Origin of the sequence: Pseudomonas sp. NPDC089534 (assembly GCF_044749305.1) — a bacterium.
In the GTDB taxonomy this organism is placed as follows: domain Bacteria; phylum Pseudomonadota; class Gammaproteobacteria; order Pseudomonadales; family Pseudomonadaceae; genus Aquipseudomonas; species Aquipseudomonas ekonensis.
On the sequence record NZ_JBIVHR010000167.1, the window covers coordinates 1 to 5,661 of the forward strand.

At 60.8% G+C, this 5,661-nt stretch carries 5 protein-coding genes; 2 read left to right on the forward strand and 3 right to left on the reverse strand.

Going from position 1 to position 5,661, the window contains the following annotated elements; all coding sequences use genetic code 11:
- Positions 1 to 111: 111 nt before the first annotated feature.
- Together ACIP0B_RS27715 and ACIP0B_RS27720 are read right to left on the reverse strand one after the other, a co-directional pair.
- Positions 112 to 558 (reverse strand): NUDIX hydrolase, encoded by a 447-nt coding sequence (locus ACIP0B_RS27715; protein WP_400838236.1) that lies wholly within the window; start codon positions 556 to 558, stop codon positions 112 to 114.
- A gap of 196 nt (positions 559 to 754) precedes the next feature.
- A complete protein-coding gene (locus ACIP0B_RS27720; protein WP_400838239.1) occupies positions 755 to 2,980 on the reverse strand; it encodes an NADP-dependent isocitrate dehydrogenase in 2,226 nt (741 codons plus the stop codon).
- Positions 2,981 to 3,463: 483 nt separating this feature from the next.
- Between ACIP0B_RS27720 and icd the strand changes: the two genes are divergently transcribed.
- Entirely contained in the window at positions 3,464 to 4,720 is a 1,257-nt protein-coding gene (gene icd / locus ACIP0B_RS27725) for an NADP-dependent isocitrate dehydrogenase (protein WP_400838242.1), read from the forward strand.
- A gap of 80 nt (positions 4,721 to 4,800) precedes the next feature.
- Here icd and ACIP0B_RS27730 read toward each other — a convergent pair whose 3' ends face one another.
- Positions 4,801 to 5,082, reverse strand: coding sequence for a cold shock domain-containing protein (locus tag ACIP0B_RS27730; RefSeq protein ID WP_400838245.1), 282 nt, complete (start codon positions 5,080 to 5,082; stop codon positions 4,801 to 4,803).
- Between the two features lie 224 nt (positions 5,083 to 5,306).
- On the opposite strand from ACIP0B_RS27730, the gene clpS reads away from it, so the two are divergent.
- A partial coding sequence (gene clpS / locus ACIP0B_RS27735; protein WP_400838247.1) for an ATP-dependent Clp protease adapter ClpS occupies positions 5,307 to 5,661 on the forward strand: 355 nt, incomplete at its 3' end.

Here is a 5,661-nt window from a genome sequence, read left to right on the forward strand (position 1 = left end):
TTCATACAATGACTCTCTTCTTTGTTTTTTCAGAAGGGGCTGGATCACGCATAGGGATTCAATGGGTGTCTTGAAAAAGGACGCGATTCTAACAGGCTCACGGCCTCAAGGCTAAAGGGAAGGGCGGATCAGTTCGAGGCCGAAGCGATTGCCGGCCAGGTAATCGTCGATGCAGCGGATGATCAGTTCGCTGCGCCAGTGATCGCGCTGCTCCAATAATTCGTCGCGGGTCAGCCACTTGGCGCCGACGATGCCGTCGTCCAGCGGGCGGTCAGAGTGGTGCTGCAGGGGCTTTGCGCTGAAGCAGACACGCTGGTACGTCACGCCGTTGCTCGGGGCGGTGTACAGGTAAATGCCGATCACGGCGGTGGGCTCGACGTCCCAGCCGGTTTCTTCGAGGGTTTCGCGCACGGCGGCTTCGATCAGGGTCTCGTCCGGATCCAGGTGGCCGGCGGGCTGGTTGAGCACGTTGCGGCCGGCCTTGTGCTCTTCGACCATCAGGAAGCGGCCGTTGTCTTCGACGATGGTGGCGACGGTGATGTGGGGTTGCCAGGCCATAAACCTTCCTCAATTCCCAAAACTTGAAACATTATCCCTGTGGGAGCTGGCTTGCCAGCGATAGCGGCGGATCGGTTACCCTGAATGTGACAGACAGGCTGTCATCGCTGGCAAGCCAGCTCCCACAGGGTTTTGTGTGCTCTCCAGAAACAGAAACCCCGGCGCTGGGCCGGGGTTTCTTTACCGCACTACAACTTTACGCCAGCGCAGCGATGGCCGCGTTGAGCGTGGCGCTCGGACGCATGGCCTTGCTGATCAGCTCGGCATCGGCGTGGTAGTAGCCGCCGATGTCCACTGGCTTGCCTTGAACGGCGTTGAGCTCGGCGACGATGGTCGCTTCGTTCTCGGTCAGGGTCTTGGCCAGAGGTGCGAACTGCGCTTGCAGCGCGGCGTCTTCGGTCTGGGCGGCCAGGGCCTGGGCCCAGTACAGCGCCAGGTAGAAGTGGCTGCCGCGGTTGTCGATGTTGCCGACCTTGCGCGATGGCGACTTGTTGTTGTCCAGGAACTGGCCGGTGGCCTGATCCAGGGTCTTGGCCAGCACCAGCGCTTTCGGGTTGCCGTAGTTCACGCCCAGGTGTTCCAGGGACGCGGCCAGGGCCAGGAATTCACCCAGCGAGTCCCAGCGCAGGAAGTTCTCTTCCAGCAGTTGCTGCACGTGCTTCGGAGCCGAACCGCCGGCGCCGGTCTCGAACAGGCCGCCGCCGTTCATCAGCGGCACGATCGACAGCATCTTGGCGCTGGTGCCCAGTTCCATGATCGGGAACAGGTCGGTCAGGTAGTCGCGCAGCACGTTGCCGGTCACCGAGATGGTGTCCTTGCCTTCGCGGGTGCGCTGCAGGGTGGCTTTCATCGCCTCGACCGGCGCCATGATCTGGATGTCCAGACCGGCAGTGTCGTGATCCTTCAGGTAGGCCTGAACTTTCTCGATCACTACGCCGTCGTGGGCGCGCATCGGGTCGAGCCAGAAGATCGCCGGGGTGCTGCTTGCGCGAGCACGGTTGACGGCCAGCTTGACCCAATCCTGGATCGGCGCGTCCTTGGTCTGGCACATGCGGAAGATGTCGCCGGCTTCGACAGCCTGTTCCATCAGCAGGGTGCCCTTGCTGTCGGTCACGCGGACGACGCCGTCGGCCTTGATCTGGAAGGTCTTGTCGTGGGAGCCGTACTCTTCGGCCTTCTTGGCCATCAGGCCGACGTTCGGCACGCTGCCCATGGTGGTCGGGTCGAAGGCGCCGTTGGCCTTGCAGTCTTCGATCACCGCCTGGTAGATGGTCGCGTAGCAGCGGTCCGGGATCACGGCCTTGGTGTCGTGCAGCTGGCCGTCGGTGCCCCACATCTTGCCGGAGTCACGGATCATGGCCGGCATCGAGGCGTCGACGATCACGTCGCTCGGCACGTGCAGGTTGGTGATGCCCTTGTCGGAGTTGACCATCGCCAGCGCCGGACGAACGGCGTAGACCGCCTGGATGTCGGCTTCGATGGCGGCTTGCTGGTCGGCCGGCAGGGTCTTGATGCGGGCGTACAGGTCGCCGATGCCGTTGTTCAGGTTGAAGCCGATCTGCGCCAGCACGTCGGCGTGCTTGGCCAGGGCGTCCTTGTAGAACTCGGCGACGATCTGGCCGAACATGATCGGGTCGGAGACCTTCATCATGGTGGCCTTGAGGTGAACCGACAGCAGCACGCCTTGGGCCTTGGCGCTTTCGATTTCGGCGGCGATGAAGGCGCGCAGGGCGTTCTTGCTCATCACGGCGCAGTCGAGGATCTCGCCGGCCTGGACGGTGGTCTTCTCTTTCAGGACGGTGGCGGTGCTGTCCTTGGCGATCAGTTCGATCTTCACCGCGTCGGCGGCGTCGATCAGGGCGGCCTTCTCGCTGCCGTAGAAGTCACCGGCGCTCATGTGGGCGACGTGGGACTTGGAGTCCTTGGCCCAGGCGCCCATCTTGTGCGGGTGCTTGCGCGCGTAGTTCTTGACTGACAGCGGGGCGCGGCGGTCGGAGTTGCCTTCGCGCAGAACCGGGTTCACGGCGCTGCCCTTGATCTTGTCGTAACGCGCCTTGGCGTCTTTTTCGGCGTCGGTGGCCGGGGTTTCCGAGTAGTCCGGCAGGTTGTAGCCCTGGGCCTGCAGCTCTTTGATGGCGGCCTGCAGTTGCGGTACCGAAGCGCTGATGTTCGGCAGCTTGATGATGTTGGCTTCAGGCGTGACCGCCAGTTCGCCCAGTTCGGCGAGGTGGTCGGCTACGGCTTTGTCGCCCAGTTGCTCGGGGAAGCTGGCCAGGATGCGCCCTGCAAGGGAGATGTCGCGGGTCTCGACGGCGATGTCGGCCGAGGCGGTGTAGGCCTCGATGATCGGCAGCAGGGAATAGGTGGCGAGGGCTGGAGCTTCGTCGGTGAAGGTATAGATGATCTTCGAGCGGGTGGGCATATTCGGATTAACTCTCTCTTCTTTGCTAAAGCGTGCGCAGAAACTCGAGGGGCGCCGGGTAAGCGCGTTCGTTCAAAGTCATCCATGAACCGAGTGTCGAGGTTTCTTCGCGGTGATGTTGGGTGCATCAGTAGAGCGTCATGCGGTCAGGCTGCGGTATCAGCCCGGCCAAATCAGGCGGAAAGTCTCGTCGTAGAGAGGCCAGCCGTCGTGACCCTGTGGTCAGCGGCGGGCATTATACATAGGTAGCTGGCAATCTGCCGATGGTTCATATGCAACGATTCTCGTCCATTGGTCTAAAGGTCGCAGGGCGGGGCGTGGCACGGTGTCGTCGGTAATGCTTGAGATTGGCGCTTTTCCCTTTGCTTTCAGGCTTGTAGGAAACGGGATGTGCCCGTGCCCGGAACAGAGGGTTTGCGTGATGATTTAACTGGGTTACGCTCGGACGAAGCCAGATGTTCAATCCAATGAGTGGAGTTCAGCATGGGTTACAAGAAGATTCAGGTTCCGGCCGTCGGCGACAAAATCACCGTCAATGCAGACCATTCTCTCAATGTCCCAGACAACCCGATCATTCCCTTCATCGAAGGCGACGGCATTGGCGTCGACGTCAGTCCGGTGATGATCAAGGTGGTGGATGCTGCCGTGGCCAAGGCCTACGGAGGCAAGCGCAAGATTTCCTGGATGGAGGTCTACGCCGGCGAAAAAGCGACCCAGGTCTATGACCAGGACACCTGGCTGCCTCAGGAAACCCTGGATGCCGTGAAGGATTACGTCGTCTCCATCAAGGGCCCGTTGACCACCCCGGTCGGCGGCGGTATCCGCTCCCTCAACGTCGCCCTGCGCCAGCAGCTCGACCTGTATGTCTGCCTGCGGCCGGTGGTGTGGTTCGACGGCGTGCCGAGCCCGGTGAAAAAGCCAGGCGACGTCGACATGGTCATCTTCCGTGAGAACTCCGAGGACATCTACGCCGGCATCGAATGGAAGGCCGGTTCCCCGGAGGCCACCAAGGTCATCAAGTTCCTGAAAGAGGAAATGGGCGTCACCAAGATCCGTTTCGACCAGGACTGCGGCATCGGCATCAAGCCTGTCTCCAAGGAAGGCACCAAGCGCCTGGTGCGCAAGGCCCTGCAATACGTGGTGGACAACGACCGCAAGTCGCTGACCATCGTGCACAAGGGCAACATCATGAAGTTCACCGAAGGCGCCTTCAAGGACTGGGGCTATGAGGTGGCGAAGGAAGAGTTCGGCGCCGAGCTGCTGGACGGCGGTCCGTGGATGAAGTTCAAGAACCCGAAGACCGGCCGCGAAGTCATCGTCAAGGACGCCATCGCCGACGCCATGCTCCAGCAGATCCTGCTGCGTCCGGCCGAGTACGACGTGATCGCCACGCTGAACCTCAACGGTGACTACCTCTCCGACGCCCTGGCGGCGGAAGTGGGCGGCATCGGCATCGCGCCGGGCGCCAACCTGTCCGACACCGTGGCCATGTTCGAGGCCACCCACGGCACGGCGCCGAAGTACGCCGGCAAGGATCAGGTCAACCCGGGCTCGGTGATTCTGTCGGCGGAGATGATGCTGCGCCACCTGGGCTGGACCGAGGCGGCCGACCTGATCATCAAGGGCACCAACGGCGCCATCAAGGCCAAGACCGTGACCTACGACTTCGAACGTCTGATGGAAGGCGCGAAGCTGGTGTCGTCCTCGGGCTTCGGCGAGGCGCTGATCGCGCACATGTAAGCGAATCCGCCGCAATGAAAACCGCCCGGTTCGATGATTCGAACCGGGCGGTCTCGTTTATGGCGGCAGGTGCGCTCGGATCAGTGGGCGACCGTCTGCGAGTGGCTGGCGGCGGCCGTGCGTTCTCTTGCGGCGTCGGCAGGCGCTATCTTGACGGCATGCAGGCCTTTGGGGCCTTGAACGATCTCGAAGTTGACGAGCTGTCCGGCCTTGAGGGTCTTGTAGCCCTCCATCTCGATGGCGGAGTAGTGGGCAAAAAAGTCGATTTCCTTGCCATCCTCGTCGCGACCTTCGCGGGCGTCGGTGTTGATGAAACCGAATCCCTTGGCATTGTTGAACCATTTCACCTTGCCGACAGCCATGCTCAAATCCCTCTGCAACAGACTCCAACGCTGGAGTATCATCCAATTCATCCGCAGTCGAATTCGTTATTGAATATGACTCCGCGGATCTTTTTTACCCACCGTGGGTTCTATTGGTTGTAACACCGTTTTCCCGATAGTCAAGTTGACCGGGCAGTCGGAGTTGAAAACGCGTACAGCCGCCCCCACCACTGTATTTGCACAACTGACGAACCTTTCTTTCCATGCATGCAATCAGCCAGATTCGACTAACATTCAATCAGGATCGCCCTGATTTACACGACGACGATTCAGCGGGTATTGCTGTTCAGGAAGCGAAGCCTGCGTTGCAGGCGCCGCCGATGTACAAGGTGGTTTTGTTCAATGATGACTACACACCGATGGATTTCGTCGTCGAAGTGCTCGAGGTGTTTTTTAACCTGAATCGCGAGCTGGCGACCAAGGTCATGCTGGCTGTCCATACAGAAGGACGGGCAGTATGTGGAGTGTTTACCCGTGACATCGCCGAGACAAAGGCCATGCAGGTCAACCAATACGCCAGGGAAAGCCAGCATCCGCTACTCTGTGAAATCGAGAAGG